This window comes from Bradyrhizobium sp. BLXBL-03, from assembly GCF_051853015.1.
GTDB classification, from domain to species: Bacteria; Pseudomonadota; Alphaproteobacteria; order Rhizobiales; family Xanthobacteraceae; genus Bradyrhizobium; species Bradyrhizobium manausense.
Genome location: NZ_CP182470.1, coordinates 1,627,594 through 1,643,511 on the forward strand (window position 1 = coordinate 1,627,594; position 15,918 = coordinate 1,643,511).

Sequence of the window (15,918 nt, forward strand, 5' to 3'; positions counted from 1 at the left end):
GGAACGGTCGCATGCGGCCGAACAAAGGAACGGCTCAGCCTGCTGCCGAGATCTTCGCGCTGTTGTGGTCTGCGTCGTAGGGCGTCTGGTGCTTGAGCGTCGCGCACAAGGCAAAGAGCAGGCGATCTCCCACACCACGCAGCGCACGCGCATGGCCGTGTCCGCGCTGCCGCAAAGCATCATAGCGTCGCCGGGCTGCGGCGTCGTATTGAAGCGCGCCGCGCGACCAGTGATGAACGGCGCTTTGCAGCCGCCTGTTGCAGGCCAGGCGGCGGATCACGAAGCGTTGCTTGCCGCTTTGCCGCGTCACCGGTGCGACCCCTGCCAAGGCGCGCAAGGCGTGGTAGTCTCGTCTGCGCAGAGGCTCGGTGGCCTCGACGAGCAGTGTGGCGAGAACGATCCTGCCGATTCCCGGCCAGGAGCGAAGGATCGCCACGTCACACTGCTCGGGATTCTGCCCCGCGGGGCTCTCCTGTTCTTCGAGCTTGGCGCACAGGCGGTCCAGGCTGTGCTGCGCTTCCTTGATTTGCTGATTGACCAGGCGCAGACGGGCCGCGAGGCTGCGGATATGCACGCACGCAGCCTCCGTCGTGCCCGGTGCCACGAGCAGGGGTGTCTCGCGCAAAGTCTTGAGCACCGTCGCCGCATCGAGGCGGCGGATACGATAGGCGCTGAGGATGCGCGCGATCGCCTTGTCGCTGGCCTTGGCCGCGCTGTCCGGCGTCGGCACCTTTTGCCAAAGTGCCAGGAACCAGTCGTCGGCGACATCGTCGGTCAGCTTGGCCGCTTGGGGATAGTACCGCCACAACTGCTGACGCAGGCGATTGGCAAGCCGCGTGCGCTCCTGCTGCAGTTCCTCCGCCATGCGCGACCACTCGCGCAGCTCGATCACCAGCGGATTGTCGGCCGCAAGCTGGCGGAAGGCCGCACAGTCCGTACGCAATGAGCTTCCGAGCACATGAGCGTCGCGGCGATCATCCTTGGCACCGGCCACCGTGAAGCGATCCCGGAAGCGGTCGAGTTGCTTGGGATTGATGGCAAAGACCATAAAACCATGCTCGAGCAGCATCTCCACCACTGGGCCATGCGGCGTCTCGATTGCCACCGCGATCTGTCCCGGTGCGGCCTTGGTCTTTTCGACCAGCCAATCACACAGCTCCGTCAGTCCGGCTCCGCCATGCGCAAAGTCGCGCTGGCCGGCCGGCCGTCCTTCCGCATCCAGCAGGCAAACGCAATGACTCCGCGTTGCCCAATCGATCCCGACGAACCATTGCACGTCCTTGACCATCGTTGGATCTCCTCGCTCTCAAAGCGGGCCAACCGCGATCCTGATCGATCCCTGTACTGGCGCTCTCGGCGCAATGACCTCCTACTGGATCTCGATCGCGGACGTTCCGCTGGGGCGCGGTTCCTACGTGGGTGCTCAAGGCACGGGTGGACAAGGCTGCTCCCGACGGATCGGCCCGAATGGCCAGTCTACACCTCTAGGCCGGCCATGAACGTCAGAAGGGTACAGGGTGGGCAAAGCGCAGCGTGCCCACGTCTTTGCCCCGGGGTGATCGCAAGCGTCTCGCCATCGGCGCCCACAAGGGACCGCCCTGCTTGCAGGGCTATGCCCGACAGCCGGGCATTCGGCGAGTGACCGTGGGCACGGCGCGCGAAGAGCGCGCCTTTGCCCGCCCTACGAGATCTCGCTAGTCTATCCCTCGAGCAAACTATCGTAGGGTGGGCAAAGCGAAGCGTGCCCACGTCTTTGCCCCGGGGTGATCGCCAGTGTCTCGCCATCGGCGCCCACAAGGGACCGCCCTGCTTGCAGGGCTATGCCCGACAGCCGGGCATTCGGCGAGCGATCGTGGGCACGGCGCGCGAAGAGCGCGCCTTTGCCACCCTACGAGATCTCGCTAGTCTATCCCTCGAGCAAACTATCGTAGGGTGGGCAAAGCGAAGCGTGCCCACGTCTTTGCCCCGGGGTGATCGCAAGCGTCTCGCCATCGGCGCCCACAAGGGACCGCCCTGCTTGCAGGGCTATGCCCGACAGCCCGGCATTCGGCGAGTGATCGTGGGCACGGCGCGCGAAGAGCGCGCCTTTGCCCACCCTACGAGATCTCGCTAGTCTATCCCTCGAGCAACTATCGTAGGGTGGGCAAAGCGCAGCGTGCCCACGTCTTTGCCTCGGGGGATCGCCAGTGTCTCGATATCGGCGCGCACAGGGCAGCACGTTCTTCTTCACTGTCGTGCTCGCTGATCGCTCAACTACTCTCCTCGTGGACCATGTTGATCGCCTGAGACGAATTTATCAGACTGTCCAGCAGCGCCGCCCGTTCGAGACGGTCGCTATTTGTGTCCTTCCCGATCATCTCCATGCCATTTGGTCGCTTCCGGACCATGACGTCGACTTTTCATCGCGTTGGAATCTGATCAAGGGCGGCTTTTCGCGAGGTATGGAGGCCGGTTCGCCTTCAATGAGCAAATTGAAAAAACGCGAGAAGGGCATCTGGCAGCGCCGCTATTGGGAGCACGCGATCCGTGATGAAGAAGATTTGGAGAGACACGTCGATTACATTCACTTCAATCCCGTGAAGCACGGCCTCGTCACCCGGGTGCGCGATTGGTCTCTCAGCAGCTTCCATCGCTACGTGGAGCAGGGCACGCTTCCCGTGGATTGGGGCGGGGACATGCGTGATATTTCCGGGCAATTCGGCGAGTGACCGTGGGCACGGCGCGCCAAGAGCGCGCCTTTGCCCACCCTACGAGATCTCGCTACGACACCTTCACGCCGTCGATCGCGACGATGCGCAGGCTCGGCTTGATCGTGTTCTCCAACTGCGTCTTCAATTCATGCACGCGCGGGTCGGTCGAGCGCGCGGCGCACACCGCGTATTGGTGTACCGATTGCGTCAGGGCGCGGCGGGCTTCCGGCGTTCGCGTTATCTCGGGCTTTGAAAGCCGCAGGACGATCGCCGCCAGGTTCACCAGCATCTCGTCCAGGGCGGCGTCAATGGTCGCAAGTTTTCCCATAACACACTCCCTCCGCACGCCCTGTCAGCAACGGAGGGTGAAGAGATGCGTTCCCGACGGGACCGAACATGGCTAACGCTTCGTAAACGGCTTGTGCTCTTGCCGACCGCCACGCTGTCGGCGAACACCGCGGAGGAACGCGGCTGATCGCGGCCATCAAGCAGGTCGGGAGGGTGGAATAGGTTCCAGCACTCTTCACATTTTTTTGTGATCCCGAACCTTCCTGCGTCTCATTGTTTAACGACAATTCGACGGGACTCGGGAAGGAAGGAAGACATGCGAGCAGAGCGGATTGCGTTGGGTGTAGCGCTTGCAATTGCCGGCATCGTCGCACAGGGCGCAGCCTCCGCTGAAGAATATCGCGGAACCCTGGAGCAGCAGATGGCCTGCACGCCCGACGTCTGGCGGCTGTGCAGCGACCAGATTCCGGATGTGAGCCGCATCACCGCTTGCCTGCGACAGAACACGCCGCAACTCTCCAGCGGCTGCCGCGCTGTGTTCCAGTCCAACAATCAGATGCCGCCGCAACAGCAGGTCCCGCGCAATCGCGCAGCGCCGCCGCCGCGCTATGACAATGCGCCGCCCCCTCAGCAGGTGCAGCCACGGCCCTATGACAATGATTAGCGCTGCCTAGCTTCTGTCCCGTTCCGGTCGCCGTCCGAGCACCGTCCGCAAGGCGGCGCCGAGCAGGATGATCGCGACGGGCCAATGGAACCAGATCTTATGCGCGCCGGTGAACAGATTGATCGTGATCAGGAAGGCCGAGACGGTTAGCGCCACGGCGACCGGCCGCGGCAGCCTTCCCAGCCAATCCGAAACGGCATTCGTGGACGATGATGGCTCGCGCCTGTCGTCGATCCCCGGAGCGCGCGCGCTCTGTGATGGAGTCCGGTTTTCCGGCATCGGGATGCCGGCTTGCGCGGCGGCTTGGCCGCCCAGGGTCAGCCGATAGCTGGTCAGGGGCGCGATGTTCTTCATCGGGCGCTGGCCGAGACAGTCGAAGCCAACGGACAATTTGTTGTGCACCTGGTCGTAGACCGAGCTCGAGATCACGACCCCGCCGGGGTCGGCGAGCTCCTGCAGCCGCGATGCGATGTTGACCCCGTCACCATAGATGTTGGTGCCATCCACCATCACGTCGCCGAGATTGATGCCGATGCGAAACCGCATCGCGCTCGCTTGCGGCGCGACCGATTCCTGATCGGATATTTCGTGCTGAATCTCGATCGCGCTTTGCACGGCCTCGACCACGCTGGCGAACTCGGCGATCACGGCATCGCCCCAGGTATTCACGATGCGGCCGTCATGGCGCTCGACCAGTCGGGCGATGGCCGCGCGCGAGCGGCGCAGCGCCTCCAGCGTTCCGGCCTCGTCCGCCTCCATGAGACGGGAGTAGCCGTACACGTCGGCGCACAGCACGGTGGTCAGTCGTCGCTTCACCTTGTCGTCGGGCATGGCCGTTATCCTAAAGCATGATCCGGAAAAGTGCGAAGCGGTTTTGTCGTCCCGTCCGGAAACCGTCATGTCGGTGCAACGAATGGCCGTGAGCCAAGTTGATTGCGGTCGCAAGCTGTGGATCGGAGGAATGTCATGTCCAGAACCAAATCCAGGACCAAATTCATGACCGGAATTCCCGCTTCAATTTTCATGACTGGCGCGCTGTTGGGCGCACCTGCAACGGCAGCTCCAGTCACGCCTTTGTCCGGAGCCGCCAGGCCGATGGTGCAGGAGAGCGACCTGGCGCAGGCGCGTTTCGGCTGGCACTGGGGCCATTGGCATCGTGCAGGCTATCGCTGCCGGCCCTATTGCGGCTGGGGTGGCTAGATGTGAGATCCGCGCACCGCGTTACGGCCTGACCTCGCAGACGTCAACCCATTCGGCGCCGGTCAGCTCGGCCAGCCGGTCCGGCGTGATGCGCACGGCGCTGTGGGTCGAGCCTGCGGCCGGCACCACCAATTCGTAGGCTTTCAACGAAACGTCACAATAGACCGGCAGCGGGGATTTCAGCCCGAACGGGCAGACGCCGCCGACCTCGTGGCCGGTGATATCGGCGACCTCTTCCAGCCCCAGCATCTTCGGCTTGCCGCCGAACTGCGCTTTCACCTTCCTGTTGTCCATGCGCGAGGTGCCGGCGGCGACGATCAGGATCACGCGCTCGCCGACGCGCAAGGACAGCGTCTTGGCGATCATGCCGGGCTCGACGCCATAGGCTTCGGCGGCCAGCGCCACCGTCGCCGAGCTGATCGGGGATTCCATGACAGTGATGTCGGGGGCTTTCTCGGCGAAGAAGGCGCGAACGGATTGAAGGCTCATTCCAATGGGCTCATCGAGGACTTGCGGGCGGGCGGCAATGTCCGGGTCATCCCTTGATGATCCCGGGCAGGTCCGACAGCGAACGCATCAGATAGTCAGGCGCAAAGCCGAGCTCGTCCATCTGGGTGCGGATCGCCTTGAACATTGTCAGCGGTGCCACGAGTTCGGTCTCGACGCAAGCCAGCGCCATGGCTTCGGGCGTCACCCGGTCGATCCAGGCGACGTTCAGCCCGAATGACTTGGCGCCGGCGACGTCCCAGGGATTGGAGGAGACGAACAGCACCTCCTCAGGCCCGGTGCCGAGCACCTCGCCGATCAACTCATAGGCCTCCGGGCTCGGCTTGAAGATCTTCCTGGCGTCGACACTGATGGTGGCATCGAGCAGGCGGTCGAGCCCGGAATTGCGCACCAGGGCGTTCAGCATGTCCGGGCTGCCATTGGAGAGGATGGCAAGCTTTCGCGGCTTCAAGGCGGCGAGCGCGCTGGTCGCGTCCGGATAGAGATCGAGATGCAGATATTTCTCGATGACGCGCTCGAAGGCCTCGTTGTCATAAGCGAGCCCGAGCATGCGGAGCGTATAAGCCAGCGAATCGCGCGTCACGGCCGCAAAATCCCGGTAGCGCCGCATCAGCGAGCGCAGCCAGGTGTATTCGAGCTGCTTGATCCGCCAGACCTGCGTGATGATCTCGCCATAGCCGGGAAAGCCCTCTTCGGTGATGTCAGCGACCGACTGGATGTCGTAGAGCGTCCCGTAGGCATCGAACACGACGGCTTTGATGCTCATGGGCTGTCCTTTCGGGTGGTGTGGTCACAACAATCCCGCTTGGGAGAGTGCGTGTATCGTCAGCTTACCAAAGGACAGCGGAGCTTGGCCACTGCAAGGGATTGCGATCCAGCCATCCCATGAGATTCGTACGCACTAGAAGATGAATAGGCCCGCGCGCATATCGTCAGCACCTGGGCTCCCTTCGGAACTTTGCCGGTGTCTCTTCGTTCCCGTTAGCGGGCACGAACGTAGGCTGGCGCGATGAAATGGATGTTGGTCGTCTTGGTCGGCGGCATCTCACCCGTCAACACCGATCTGGTGTTCGACAAGTTCAGTGATTGCCTTTCCGCTGAGGAGCAGATGCGGCAGCACTATGCTGACGCGTTCGATGCCTGGGATCGCACGGCTGCGGCAAGGATCGACCGCCGCAGCGACTACAAGAAAGCCCGCGATATCGAGGCCAAACGGCTGCTCAGCAATGTGGGGACGTGCGTCCCCCACGGCGGCGGCGATTCGTTGCCGGTCACAGCACCGCAGCAGCAGCCGTCTGCTCCAGCGTCGCAGCAGCCTGCCGCGACACCGACCCCGCAGCCAACGCCGCGACCTTAGCGGCACCGATGGCGTCGCACGCCGTGACGTTTCGCTCGCTCATCTAAAGGAGACGCCGTTTAAGGCGTCTCCTTCTGTCGATTCGGGTGATTTAGAAAGACGCAGGTGCGTCACTTCGACAGAATTGGGCTGCAATCGCGACTCCCCAGGGGGTGCCCATGTCCGTCACATCGAAGCCGACAATCGTATTTTGTCACGGTATCTGGGCTGACGGCTCGTGCTTCAGCAAGGTCATTCCTGCGTTGCAGGCCGATGGCCACGAGGTCATCGCCGTCCAATATGGTCTGGACTCCTATGAAGAAGACCTTGCGACGGTGAAGCGCACGCTCAACCGCGTCGGCAGCCCGGTCCTGCTCGTCGGTCATTCCTATGGCGGAGCCACCATCACCGGCGCCGGCACTGATCCTCGCGTGGTTGGCCTCGTCTATATCGCAGCGGTGGCCCCCGATGCGGGCGAAACCGTGCAAGACCAGCTCAACAAATATCCGTCTGATATCTTCTCGCGCGTCGAGGTCGCGGACGGGCGTGCCTGGATGCTGCCGAACGGCACCGAGTTCTTTGCCGGAGACCTTTCCGAGGCCGAGCAGAAGCTGGTATGGGCCACGCATTATGCACCCGTCGCCGATCTGTTCCAGCAGCAGAAGCTGAGCGCAGAGAAGGTCGCCTGGAGGTCAAAGCCAAGCTGGTACATTCTCGCGACGCAGGACCACACCGTGCATCCCGACCTGCAACGCTGGGTCTCCAAGCGCATGGGCGCGACGGTCACCGAGGTGGCAAGCAGCCACGTGCCGATGCTCTCCCAGCCCGACGTCGTGATCGACGTCATCCGCAAGGCGGCAGTTGCCGTTCAAGAAGGCTGATCGAAGCGCGTGTACTTGCCGAGCGTCCTTGGCATGGGCGAGTCCGTAGATGGGTTGAGCCCTTGGGAAACCCATCGCCTGACGAACGGAGCCTCCAGCAGTTGTTGGACCTATTCAGAGTGAGGAGGCACGTCCTTCTCATGTTGTGATGCTGCTTCGATCGGACTCTGCCATGGCTCGCGCCGGATGATCCAACCTTCGTCGATCGGAGCAATGCCGCTGGGGACGCTGTCCAGGGTGCCGATGTAGATCTCGACTTGACGTTCGTTCCGGCTGAACAGGCGCGATCCGCAATTCGGACAAAAGCTTCGCCCCCGATACGTCTGTACCTTGCCGCTATATTCAAAATTGCGCCGCTCGCCAATCGGCGTAGGCAAGAAAAGCCGAGCCCGTCACCTTGCGGCAATCGGCGCAATGACAGAGCCCGCTCTTGAAGGGATCGCCTCTCACGGAATAGCGGACGTCTCCGCACAGGCATCCGCCTGCCCTGATGATCTCGTTAGTCATGAACACTCCGCTCGGGGAAATTGTGCTGCGAAGCTAACGTGCCGCGACCCATTTTGTTGCCGGCGGAGATCGCCGGTACGGGTCGAGGCGCCGCCTTGGCCTCTAGAACTCCACGACGACCTTGCCGAAATGCGAGCCGCTTCGCAGGTGAGCATAGGCTTCAGGGACTTCAGCGAAACCGTAGACGCGATCCACGATCGGGTGAATCGCATGTTCGGTCAGGAAGCGATTCATCGCCGTGAAATGCTCGACTGATCCGACGGTGACACCGATGATGTCGGCGTTCTCCCATTGCAGGCGGGAGAGGTCTGGTTTCGGGCCGAACCCGGTCAAGACGCCGATCTGGATGATCTTGCCGCCAGAAGCGACGGAGCGCAGCGACCGGTCATAGGTACCGGGGCCGCCGAGTTCGAGAATGTGACTGGCACCTTCGCCATCAGTGGCTTTCATCACAGCGGCGTCCCAGCCGGGCGTGTCGCGGTAGTTGATGAGGATCGAGCCGCCCAGCATCCTGGCGCGGGCGAGTTTCTCGTCCGAGGACGAGATCACGATTGCGCGTGCGCCGAGCGCCGTCGCGAATTGAAGGCCGAACAGTGCAACCCCACCAGTTCCCTGGACAAGCAGCGTGTCGCCTTTGCGCATCCCGCCGCGTGTGATCAGGCCGTGCCAGACCGTAACGCCGGCACAGGGCAATATCGCCGCCTCGACCGAGGACAGATGCGGCGGCACGGCGACGAGCGCGGTCGCAGGCAACACGACATATTCTGCGAGCATTCCGTCCGTCGAGGTGCCACCGAGGGACGACGAAACGTAGCTCGACTTGAATGGCCCCGAGACCCAATCGCGAAAGAATGACGCAGCAACGCGATCGCCGACCTGCCATTGCACGACGTTAGAGCCAATTGCGTCAACGATGCCCGCACCGTCGGAGAGCGGCACGCGGCCGTTGAGCCCGGTTTGTCCTGCACGGTCGAGCGTGATCAGGTCGCGGTAATTCAGGCTGGCCGCTTCGACCCGGATGCGAACCTCACCATTGGCGGGTTCAGGTTTGCCGAGATCGACGGGTTCGAGGCGGCCGGTCCCGGCATGGCCATTCAAATGGTAGGCTTTCATCGTTGCACCCTTCACAAGTGGCATGACTTGAATGGGCACAGTTTGTAGGGTCTGACAGCACTGTCAGGGTCAAGAGGTTTTCAAATGAAAATTGGCGAACTCTCACGGCGGACTGGGGTCAGTGTGCGGATGTTGCGATATTACGAGGCCGAAGGGCTGCTAGCGCCGCAGCGGACCGGCTCCGGTTATCGCGACTATGGTCCGGCGGAAGAGGAGACTGTGCGGCGGATCAAGATGCTTGGCGCAGCCGGGATGACGCTTGAGACGATCCAGCAGCTGCTTCCATGTGTGCGTAACAACGACCCGGCCTTCACGCCGTGCAACGCGCTGCGAAGAATACTCGCTCAGCAGGTCGGCCTGATCGACGAACGAATCGAGACACTCAACCGGAGCCGGTCGATTCTGGCCGACTTTCTGGCGAGCGTGAACTGATCGCGCTGACACGCCGACGTCCGCTCTCGGCGATGGGCGGCGCGTCGTGGGGTCGCCCCTAGATCCCCAAAATCTTGCGCGCGTTCGCCTTCAGCACCTTCGGCCTGATGTCGTCGCGGATGTCGATCTTGGCAAAATCCGACAGCCAGCGGTCCGGCGTGATCACAGGCCAGTCCGAGCCGAACAGCATCTTGTCCTGCAGGATCGAGTTGATGTAGCGCACCAGGATCGGCGGGAAATATTTCGGCGACCAGCCGGAGAGGTCGATATAGACGTTCGGCTTGTGGGTCGCGACCGACAGCGCCTCTTCCTGCCAGGGGAAGGAAGGATGCGCGAGGATGATCTTGAGGTCGGGGAAATCGGCCGCGACGTCGTCCATGTACATCGGGTTGGAATATTTCAGCCGCATGCCCATGCCGCCGGGCATCCCTGAGCCGACGCCGGTCTGGCCGGTGTGAAACAGCGCGATCGCGCCGCCATTGTTGATCTCTTCATAGAGCGGATAGGCCATGCGGTCGTTGGCGTAGAAGCCCTGCATGGTCGGATGGAATTTGAAGCCGCGCACGCCGTATTCCTCGATCAGCTTGCGCGCCTCACGCACCCCGAGCTTGCCCTTGTGCGGATCGATCGAGACGAACGGGATGAGGACATCGAGATGGTCGGAGGCGATCTCCAGCATCTCCTCGTTCTTGTAGCGGCGGAAGCCGGTCTCGCGCTCGGCATCGACGGGGAAGATCACCGCGGCGATGTTCTTGGAGCGGTAATAGGCCGCGGTCTCCGGCACGGTCGGCGGATGCTTGTGCGGCGACTTGAAATACTCCGCCATCTGCGCCTGGAAATCGTCATAGCCGTCGTCGGGATGGGTGCCGCAGGGCTCCTCGGCATGGGTGTGGATGTCGATGGCGACGACCTTGTCGATATCAGGCAGCTTCAGCTTGGGCATTGTGTCCTCCCGAGGGGTTGCCAAATTGATTATAGGATATAACGAATTTGGCAAGGCGTCGCCGGCGGGAAATCGCCGGCCCGCGAAGATCTTTGCAGGGTCTCGCCGCGGCTGGATAGAATCGGGCCGATCCGGCCGCTTCTACTGTGCATGGGGTTGTTTTCGCGATTTGGTCGTTGGGAACCGGCCAGTCAACATTGACATGACCTCCCGCCATGCCTTAAGAACCGCCTCGTCCCGGGCGGCCGGTCCGCCAGCGGGAAAGATCTCATTTTGCCACATTCGCGCGTGCCGAAACGGTAGTGCCGAACACGGCCTTTCGAACGTCCAGGATTCTGCCATGAAGGTCCGTAACTCGCTGAAGTCGCTGCGCGGTCGCCATCGCGCCAACCGCCTGGTCCGCCGCAAGGGCCGGGTCTATGTGATCAACAAGGTGCAGCGCCGCTTCAAGGCTCGCCAGGGCTGATCAGCGAAGGCTGATCCCCGGCAGCGCCTTCCGCGCGCCTCCGCAAGACCACGGTCTCACGCGAGTTTGACGCCGCCTTTGCTTTGCAAGGGCGGCTTTGCGCGTTTACACTTTCACCATGACCGTGAGATTCCCTTTCGCGCGTACGCTGTGGCTGGCCCTGGTTCTCGGCATTGCCGGCCTCGCGCCGGCGCTTGCGCAGAATGATGCGGCCCCGCCGGCGAAGCAGCAGAAGAAGCTCCCGGAGGCGCCGGCCAAGCTGCCCAAGGCCGACCGCACCAAGAATCTCGATTTCCTGTTCGGCGCGCTGAAAGCCGCTCCCGACGAAGTCAGCGCCAAGCATGTCGAGGCGCGGATCTGGGCGATCTGGCTGCAGACCCCGAGCGACACCGCCGCTCTCTTGATGACGCGGGCCAAGGCGGCGGTCGATGCGCAGAAGATCGACGTCGCGATCAAGCTGCTCGATTCCGTCATCAAGCTCCGGCCCGACTACATCGAAGCCTGGAATCGGCGCGCCACGCTCTATTACATGCAGAACGACTATGCCCGCTCGCTCGCCGACATCCGCGAGGTGCTGACCCGCGAGCCCCGCCATTTCGGCGCGCTCGCAGGCCTCGGCATGATCATGCAGGACGTCGGCGACGAGAAACGCGCGCTCGAGGCCTATCGCAAGGCGCTCGCCGTCAATCCGCACCTGGAGAAGATCCCTGAACAGGTAAAGGCCTTGACCGAGAAGGTCGAAGGCCGCGACATCTAGCCGATATTTCGATCATCTTTCGAGCGGTTGCGGCGCGTGGAGATTAACCACGATCGCAAGCGCAGTGTCGCAAGGACTATTGCCGGCGGTGCCGCAGGTTTACCTGCATGGCAGGGAGCACAGCCATGAAGCGCTTGATCTTTGCTTGTAGCTTGCTGTTGGCGTCGGGAACGATCAGCCTCGCCAATGGGCTGTTCTGGGTGGTCGGCAATCGCGCCACCGGCAAATGCAACATCGTGACCAGCAATCCGGTCATCTACGGCGACATCTGGTTCGGCGACGGTCCCTACAAATCCAAGGACGACGCCAAGCTCGCGCGCTCGACCATCCGCGCCTGTCCCGTGCTCACGCCCGACGAGCAGAAGGCCGAGGACGGCGCCGGCTAGCCTGGGCTAGTGCAGGACGTTGGTGCCGCGCTCGGCGAAACCGCGATCGGCCGCCGCAGCGTAGGCCTTGGCGAGTTCGGTCTCGAGATGCTCGTTGATAAGCAGCAGCGCCCGCACCGCACCGCGCAGATCGCCGTTGCAGCTTGCGACGATCTCGTCGATTTCAGTGTCATTCGATCTGAAGCTCATCGAAAATCCTCCGGTTCAAACCAAGACAATCTTGCCGGTCTTTCCTGCATCGCCCGAGGATGCGAGGAGGGATCGGCGCCCATCCGCGTCTAGATGGCGGAACCGACCGTGGCGATTGTAAGGACGGCGCGATGACGACGGCATGAAGCTGGTCGGAGGCTTGTGTGTGGTCCAGCTGCAGCATTGATTTTATTGTGTTTTTTAGTTCGGCAATTATGCACATATCCACAGGGCAGCATTTCCGGTGGAAGCCCTGAGCCTCCCCGCGCGAAACTGCCGTCTGCGTCGTTCGTAACTGCCATGTGCCCAGGATCGCCCGGACTGTCCTCATGATCGTTTTATCAGCCGTGACGGCGCTGGCCCTGCTCGCGCTGGTCACGCAGGCCGGAATCGTCCTCGTGCAACGCTCCTTTCCGCCGCAGGGCCGGATGATCGAGGTCGAGGGTGCAACGCTGCACGTCGTCGACATCGGCCCGCGCGATGCGGGATTGCCGATCGTCATGCTGCACGGAGCAAGCTCCAATCTCGAAGTGATGCGGCGACCGCTCGGCGACATGCTCGCCAGGGATCATCGCGTCATCCTGATCGACCGGCCCGGGCACGGCTGGAGCACGCGCGCGCGACGGCAGGATTCGACGCCTCAGATTCAGGCGCGGATGATCGACGAGGCGCTTGGCAAGCTCGGAATCGATCGCGCCGTTTTCGTCGTGCATTCCTGGAGCGGTGCGCTGGGCGCGCGGCTGGCGCTCGATCATGCAAGCCGCGTCGCCGGTCTCGTCATGCTGGCACCGGTGACCCATCCCTGGCGCGGCGGCGTCGGCCGCTACAACGAGATCATCGCTACACCTGTCATCGGCCCGCTGCTCGCCTCCACCATCACGCTGCCGCTGGGCTTGTTCGTCACCGAATCGGGCGCACGCAACGTCTTCCTGCCCCAGACGATGCCTGATGGCTTCGTGAAGGAGTCCGCGACGCCGCTATTGCTGCGGCCGCGCGAATTCATCGCCAATGCCTATGATCTTGTGACGCTCAAGGAATCGGTGGCCGCGCAGGCTCCGCGCTACGGCGAGATCAGAGTGCCCGTCACAATCATAGCAGGCGCGCCCGACAAGACGGTGAGGACCGACGTCCACGCGCGCCCGTTCGCCGCGACGGTGCCGAATGCAAAGCTGATCGTGCTGCCCGATCTCGGCCACATGGTGCAGAATGCCGTGCCGGATCTGGTGAAGACCGAGATCGAGACGATGATCGGCCGCATTGCCCCGGCGCAGGCGGCCGCCGATTAGCGGCCGCCGTATGTCCGCCTACTGCTTGACCTTTCCGTCCTTGTCGAACTGGGAGATGAAGGACCAGAGATTGTTGATCTCGGTTTCGTTCTTGATGCCGGCGAACGCCATCTTGGTGCCGGGGATCTTGGCCTTCGGATCCTTGATGTATTCCTTGAACTGCGCCTCGTTCCAGGTGATGCCGGAATTCTTGTTCGCATCGGAATAATTGTAGTCGGGCGCGGTGCCGGACTTGCGGCCGTCGAGACCGTTGAGCTCGGGGCCGACCTTGTTCTTGGCGCCTTCGCCGATGGCGTGGCAGGCCAGACACTTGTTGAACGACGATTTGCCGGCCGCGACATCCTGCGCCATCGCGGTGGAGGCTGAGGCAGTCATGGCAAGGGCAACCAACGCGCCGAAAGTCAATTTTTTCATAGCTCTTCGTCTCTTCCCGGGGTCAGAGGGGGGATCGTGGTTTTTGGCAGGTCCGATGCACGTGGACAAGCCGCCAAACCCTGACAGGTTTCCTGATAGCAGACTTGCCTCAGAGAGAACTTGCGTTGCGACAAAGCAATGCGACCTTCGGAGGACCCTACCCAAACGTGGGCAGACATGATTGATTTGCCGGAACAAATTCCAATGCCCGAAAAAGGTTTGCAACATGGCCATCATGATGCCCGCGAGCGATCAGGCGGTGCTGGCGCGCCGCAGCGAGATCGTCGCCGCCTTGCGCGCAATCGTGCCCGGCGAGGGCGTGATCGATACGCCTGCCGAGATGCGGGCCTATGAATCCGACGGGCTGACCGCCTACCGGCAGCCGCCGATGGTCGTGGTGCTGCCCGATACGACCGAGCAGGTCTCGCTCGTTCTGAAATATTGTGCCGCCCATGGCATCAAGGTGGTGCCGCGCGGCTCGGGCACGTCGCTATCGGGCGGCGCGCTGCCGCTCGAGGACGGCGTGCTGCTCGGCCTCGGCAAGTTCAAGCGCATCCGCGAGATCGATTTCGACAACCGAGTCGTCGTCACCGAGCCAGGTGTCACCAATCTCGCCATCAGTCAGGCCGTCGCGCATGCCGGCTTCTACTATGCGCCAGATCCGTCCTCGCAGATCGCCTGCTCGATCGGTGGCAATGTCGCGGAAAATTCCGGCGGCGTGCATTGCCTGAAATACGGCATGACCACCAACAACGTGCTCGGTTGCGAGATTGTCCTGATGAGCGGCGAGATCCTGCGCATCGGCGGCAAGGGGTGCGAGAATTCCGGCTATGATCTGATGGGCGTCATCACCGGCTCGGAGGGCCTGCTCGGCGTCATCACCGAGATCACCGTGCGCATCCTGCAAAAGCCGGAGACGGCGCGCGCGCTGATGGTCGGCTTCGCCGAGGTCGAGGCGGCCGGCGAATGCGTGGCGCGCATCATCGGCGCCGGCATCATTCCCGGCGGCATGGAGATGATGGACAAGCCGGCGATCCACGCCGCGGAGGCCTTCGTCCGTGCCGGCTATCCGCTGGATGTGGAGGCGCTGCTGATCATCGAACTGGACGGTCCCAAGATCGAGGTCGACGAGCTGATCACGCGCGTCGAGACCATCGCAAGAGGCTGCGGCTCGGTGACACTGCAGATCTCCAGTTCTGAGGCCGAGCGCAACCTGTTCTGGGCCGGCCGCAAGGCCGCGTTCCCCGCAGTCGGCCGCATCTCGCCCGATTATCTCTGCATGGACGGTACCATTCCGCGCGGCGCGCTGCCGAAGGCGCTGGCGCGCATCCGCGAACTCGGCGAAAAATACCAGCTCGGCTGCGCCAACGTGTTCCACGCCGGCGACGGCAATCTGCATCCGCTGATCCTCTACGATGCCAACAAGCCCGGTGAGATCGAGCGCGCCGAAGCCTTCGGCGCCGACATCCTGCGCGCCTGCGTCGAGTTCGGCGGCGTGCTCACCGGCGAGCACGGCGTCGGCATCGAGAAGCGCGATCTCATGGGCGACATGTTCACCGAGATCGACCTCAACCAGCAGCAACGGTTGAAATGCGCCTTCGACGCGCAAGGCCTGCTCAATCCCGGAAAAGTGTTTCCGACCCTGCACCGCTGCGCGGAACTCGGCCGCATGCATGTGCACGCGGGCAAGCTGGCGTTTCCGGACATTCCGCGGTTCTAAAGCATGATCCGGAAAAGTGTGAAGCGGTTTTCCGAAAAGATCATGCTCAAACAAAGAGCTAAAGCGCGATGACGATTCAACCCAATCTCATCGCGCTTTAGCGCTCATCGTCGCTGCAATGCGCAAGATTTGCTTTCCG

20 protein-coding genes and 1 pseudogene are annotated in these 15,918 nt (G+C 62.6%); 11 read left to right on the plus strand and 10 right to left on the minus strand.

Features of this window, described 5'->3' with window-relative positions; translation table 11 throughout:
- Window positions 1–34: 34 nt before the first annotated feature.
- On the minus strand, window positions 35–1,288 hold the full coding sequence (locus ACNJX9_RS07745; protein WP_439405121.1) for an IS110 family transposase: 1,254 nt from the start codon (window positions 1,286–1,288) through the stop codon (window positions 35–37).
- A gap of 898 nt (window positions 1,289–2,186) precedes the next feature.
- Here ACNJX9_RS07745 and ACNJX9_RS07750 point away from each other — a divergent pair.
- Window positions 2,187–2,708 (plus strand): REP-associated tyrosine transposase, encoded by a 522-nt coding sequence (locus ACNJX9_RS07750; protein ID WP_057741892.1) that lies wholly within the window; start codon window positions 2,187–2,189, stop codon window positions 2,706–2,708.
- A 52-nt stretch (window positions 2,709–2,760) separates the two neighbouring features.
- Here ACNJX9_RS07750 and ACNJX9_RS07755 read toward each other — a convergent pair whose 3' ends face one another.
- Window positions 2,761–3,018, minus strand: coding sequence for a hypothetical protein (locus tag ACNJX9_RS07755; protein ID WP_439408347.1), 258 nt, complete (start codon window positions 3,016–3,018; stop codon window positions 2,761–2,763).
- A gap of 276 nt (window positions 3,019–3,294) precedes the next feature.
- Between ACNJX9_RS07755 and ACNJX9_RS07760 the strand changes: the two genes are divergently transcribed.
- The gene (locus ACNJX9_RS07760; RefSeq protein ID WP_439408348.1) at window positions 3,295–3,642 is read left to right on the plus strand and encodes a hypothetical protein; all 348 of its coding nucleotides are present in this window, start codon (window positions 3,295–3,297) and stop codon (window positions 3,640–3,642) included.
- Window positions 3,643–3,648: 6 nt separating this feature from the next.
- On the opposite strand, the gene ACNJX9_RS07765 is transcribed toward ACNJX9_RS07760, so the two are convergent.
- On the minus strand, window positions 3,649–4,473 hold the full coding sequence (locus ACNJX9_RS07765; protein ID WP_439408349.1) for an adenylate/guanylate cyclase domain-containing protein: 825 nt from the start codon (window positions 4,471–4,473) through the stop codon (window positions 3,649–3,651).
- Between the two features lie 135 nt (window positions 4,474–4,608).
- On the opposite strand from ACNJX9_RS07765, the gene ACNJX9_RS07770 reads away from it, so the two are divergent.
- Window positions 4,609–4,842 (plus strand): hypothetical protein, encoded by a 234-nt coding sequence (locus ACNJX9_RS07770; RefSeq protein ID WP_439408350.1) that lies wholly within the window; start codon window positions 4,609–4,611, stop codon window positions 4,840–4,842.
- 21 nt (window positions 4,843–4,863) lie between these two features.
- Here ACNJX9_RS07770 and ACNJX9_RS07775 read toward each other — a convergent pair whose 3' ends face one another.
- Both ACNJX9_RS07775 and ACNJX9_RS07780 read right to left on the minus strand, forming a co-directional pair.
- Entirely contained in the window at window positions 4,864–5,331 is a 468-nt protein-coding gene (locus ACNJX9_RS07775; RefSeq protein ID WP_057741872.1) for a YbaK/EbsC family protein, read from the minus strand.
- A gap of 46 nt (window positions 5,332–5,377) precedes the next feature.
- A complete protein-coding gene (locus ACNJX9_RS07780; protein ID WP_439408351.1) occupies window positions 5,378–6,115 on the minus strand; it encodes a haloacid dehalogenase type II in 738 nt (245 codons plus the stop codon).
- A 264-nt stretch (window positions 6,116–6,379) separates the two neighbouring features.
- Between ACNJX9_RS07780 and ACNJX9_RS07785 the strand changes: the two genes are divergently transcribed.
- Complete coding sequence (locus ACNJX9_RS07785; RefSeq protein ID WP_439408352.1) at window positions 6,380–6,706, plus strand: hypothetical protein; 327 nt, start codon at window positions 6,380–6,382, stop codon at window positions 6,704–6,706.
- A 158-nt stretch (window positions 6,707–6,864) separates the two neighbouring features.
- Entirely contained in the window at window positions 6,865–7,566 is a 702-nt protein-coding gene (locus ACNJX9_RS07790) for an alpha/beta hydrolase (RefSeq protein WP_439408353.1), read from the plus strand.
- Between the two features lie 110 nt (window positions 7,567–7,676).
- On the opposite strand, the pseudogene ACNJX9_RS07795 reads toward ACNJX9_RS07790, so the two are convergent.
- A pseudogene (locus tag ACNJX9_RS07795) lies at window positions 7,677–8,073 on the minus strand (GFA family protein).
- Window positions 8,074–8,175: 102 nt separating this feature from the next.
- On the minus strand, window positions 8,176–9,186 hold the full coding sequence (locus ACNJX9_RS07800; RefSeq protein ID WP_439408354.1) for a zinc-dependent alcohol dehydrogenase family protein: 1,011 nt from the start codon (window positions 9,184–9,186) through the stop codon (window positions 8,176–8,178).
- A gap of 84 nt (window positions 9,187–9,270) precedes the next feature.
- Here ACNJX9_RS07800 and ACNJX9_RS07805 point away from each other — a divergent pair, with 84 nt between their 5' ends.
- Window positions 9,271–9,618, plus strand: a complete 348-nt coding sequence (locus ACNJX9_RS07805) for a MerR family transcriptional regulator (RefSeq protein ID WP_057741851.1) — start codon at window positions 9,271–9,273, stop codon at window positions 9,616–9,618.
- A gap of 58 nt (window positions 9,619–9,676) precedes the next feature.
- On the opposite strand, the gene ACNJX9_RS07810 is transcribed toward ACNJX9_RS07805, so the two are convergent.
- Window positions 9,677–10,561 carry an amidohydrolase family protein gene (locus ACNJX9_RS07810; RefSeq protein WP_057741849.1) on the minus strand — a complete coding sequence of 295 codons (885 nt, stop codon included), beginning with the start codon at window positions 10,559–10,561 and terminating at the stop codon, window positions 9,677–9,679.
- A gap of 340 nt (window positions 10,562–10,901) precedes the next feature.
- On the opposite strand from ACNJX9_RS07810, the gene ykgO reads away from it, so the two are divergent.
- The 3 genes from ykgO to ACNJX9_RS07825 all read left to right on the plus strand — a co-directional run bounded on the left by ykgO (window position 10,902) and on the right by ACNJX9_RS07825 (window position 12,170).
- Window positions 10,902–11,027 carry a type B 50S ribosomal protein L36 gene (gene ykgO, locus ACNJX9_RS07815; protein ID WP_006611362.1) on the plus strand — a complete coding sequence of 42 codons (126 nt, stop codon included), beginning with the start codon at window positions 10,902–10,904 and terminating at the stop codon, window positions 11,025–11,027.
- A 118-nt stretch (window positions 11,028–11,145) separates the two neighbouring features.
- Window positions 11,146–11,784: a tetratricopeptide repeat protein gene (locus tag ACNJX9_RS07820; protein WP_439408355.1), complete on the plus strand. Its 639-nt coding sequence runs from the start codon at window positions 11,146–11,148 to the stop codon at window positions 11,782–11,784.
- Between the two features lie 125 nt (window positions 11,785–11,909).
- A complete protein-coding gene (locus ACNJX9_RS07825) occupies window positions 11,910–12,170 on the plus strand; it encodes a hypothetical protein (protein ID WP_220002451.1) in 261 nt (86 codons plus the stop codon).
- 6 nt (window positions 12,171–12,176) lie between these two features.
- Here the strand turns inward: ACNJX9_RS07825 and ACNJX9_RS07830 are convergent, their stop codons facing one another.
- Entirely contained in the window at window positions 12,177–12,359 is a 183-nt protein-coding gene (locus ACNJX9_RS07830) for a hypothetical protein (RefSeq protein ID WP_439408356.1), read from the minus strand.
- A gap of 329 nt (window positions 12,360–12,688) precedes the next feature.
- Between ACNJX9_RS07830 and ACNJX9_RS07835 the strand changes: the two genes are divergently transcribed.
- Complete coding sequence (locus ACNJX9_RS07835; protein WP_439408357.1) at window positions 12,689–13,645, plus strand: alpha/beta fold hydrolase; 957 nt, start codon at window positions 12,689–12,691, stop codon at window positions 13,643–13,645.
- Window positions 13,646–13,663: 18 nt separating this feature from the next.
- Here ACNJX9_RS07835 and cycA read toward each other — a convergent pair whose 3' ends face one another.
- The gene (cycA, locus tag ACNJX9_RS07840; protein WP_057741831.1) at window positions 13,664–14,059 is read right to left on the minus strand and encodes a cytochrome c-550 CycA; all 396 of its coding nucleotides are present in this window, start codon (window positions 14,057–14,059) and stop codon (window positions 13,664–13,666) included.
- 226 nt (window positions 14,060–14,285) lie between these two features.
- Between cycA and ACNJX9_RS07845 the strand changes: the two genes are divergently transcribed.
- Window positions 14,286–15,779, plus strand: coding sequence for an FAD-linked oxidase C-terminal domain-containing protein (locus tag ACNJX9_RS07845; RefSeq protein WP_439408358.1), 1,494 nt, complete (start codon window positions 14,286–14,288; stop codon window positions 15,777–15,779).
- Window positions 15,780–15,918 lie beyond the last annotated feature (139 nt).